This window comes from Anaerolineales bacterium (assembly GCA_022866145.1).
Classification (GTDB): domain Bacteria; phylum Chloroflexota; class Anaerolineae; order Anaerolineales; family E44-bin32; genus PFL42.
In genome coordinates, this window is sequence record JALHUE010000420.1 from 1 (window position 1) to 1,772 (window position 1,772).

The following is a 1,772-nucleotide window of genomic DNA, read 5'->3' on the forward strand; positions in this document are numbered from 1 at the left end:
CGCGGAAGCCGCCGATGGTCTCCCGCAGCGGGACGTAGCGCCCATCCAAACCGGTAAACTGCTCAGCCACGAACATCGGCTGCGAGAAGAATCGCTCGATCTTACGCGCCCGCGTGACCAGCATCTTGTCATCCTCGCTCAGCTCGTCAATCCCGAGGATGGCGATGATGTCCTGCAGATCCTTGTAGCGCTGCAACACCCGCTGGACCTCACGCGCCGTGGTGTAGTGCTCCTCGCCAACGATTGCCGGGTCAAGGATGCGCGATGTCGATGCCAGCGGATCGACGGCAGGATAGATCCCCTTCTCTACGATCGACCGCTCCAGGGCGATGGTTGCGTCCAGGTGGGTGAAGGTTGCGACCGGAGCGGGATCTGAGTAGTCATCGGCAGGGACGTACACTGCCTGCATCGAGGTGATCGATCCGGTGCGGGTCGAGGTGATCCGCTCCTGCAACACGCCCATCTCTGTCGCCAGCGTCGGTTGATAGCCCACAGCCGAAGGCATTCGCCCCAGCAGCGCCGAAACCTCGGCGCCGGACATGCTGAACCGAAAAATGTTGTCGATGAAGAGCAGGACATCCCGTCCCTGGTCGCGGAAGTACTCGGCCATACTCAGTGCGCTAAGGCCGACGCGCAGGCGCACGCCCGGCGGCTCATTCATCTGGCCGTATACCAGCACGGTATCCTTGAGCACGCCCGACTCAATCATCTCGCGGTACATCTGCGTGCCTTCCCGCGTCCTCTCGCCGATGCCGGCGAAGACCGAGTTGCCTTTGTGCACCGTAGCGATCGAGCGGATCAGCTCCTGAATGATCACCGTCTTGCCGGTTCCAGCGCCGCCGAAGATGCCGGTCTTGCCGCCCCGGGTGAAGGGGGCGATCATGTCGATGACTTTCAAGCCGGTCTCGAACACTTCGACCCGGCGCGATTGCTCTTCGAAGGACGGAGCCGGACGGTGGATCGGGTAGTAAGTCTCGGCCTCGACCGGGCCTTTGCCGTCGATCGGCAGCCCCAGCACGTTGAAGACGCGGCCGAGTGAGGCTTCGCCCACGGGAACCAGAATCGGGCTGCCGGTGGCCACGGCCCGCACCCCGCGGCGCAGACCGTCGGTGGTGTCCATGGCGACCGTGCGCACGGTCTTGTCGTCCAGGTGCAGCTGCACCTCCAATACCAGGGGCTGCGCCTCCGGGCGCTCGACCTCGATCGCCTCATACATCTCCGGCAATTGGCCGGCCGGGAACTCGCAGTCTACGACGCCGCCGCGTACCTGGGCGACCCGTCCGATCACTTCCGTCATATCCGCCTCCAAGGCCCCAACCGCGCTAGCCGCCCAGAGCTTCCGCGCCCCCGACGATATCCAGGATGTCGCTGGTGATGGCCTGCTGCCTGGCCTTGTTGTACTCCAGCCGCAGGCTGTCCCGCAGGGCATTGGCGTTCTCGGTGGCGTTCTGCATGGCCACCATCCGGGCCGCGTGCTCGCTTGCCATAGATTCCAGCATGGCCTGGTAGATCTGCAGCCCAGTGAAACGCGGCACGATCTGTTCGATCAGCTCGGTTTCTCCGGGCTCGTAGATGTAGGATGCCGGAGCGCCCCCGCGGGCCGCAGCCAGGGCATCAATCCTCTCGCCGCCCTCCAGCTCCAAAGGCAGCAGCTTCTTGGCCGTCGGCACCTGCCGCAGCATGTTGACAAAGTCGGTGTACACAACGTGTACCTGGTCAGCCCGGCCCTGCAGGAACTCATCGACCAGCAAGCGGCCGATAGCGGACACGTC

General features: G+C 64.2%; 2 protein-coding genes. Both read right to left on the bottom strand.

Going from position 1 to position 1,772, the window contains the following annotated elements; translation table 11 throughout:
- Nucleotides 1-1,297 (bottom strand): F0F1 ATP synthase subunit beta (atpD, locus tag MUO23_12635; protein MCJ7513801.1); only part of this gene is annotated, 1,297 nt, incomplete at its 3' end.
- A 25-nt stretch (nucleotides 1,298-1,322) separates the two neighbouring features.
- The coding region (locus MUO23_12640) for a F0F1 ATP synthase subunit gamma (GenBank protein ID MCJ7513802.1) at nucleotides 1,323-1,772 on the bottom strand (450 nt) is incomplete at its 5' end.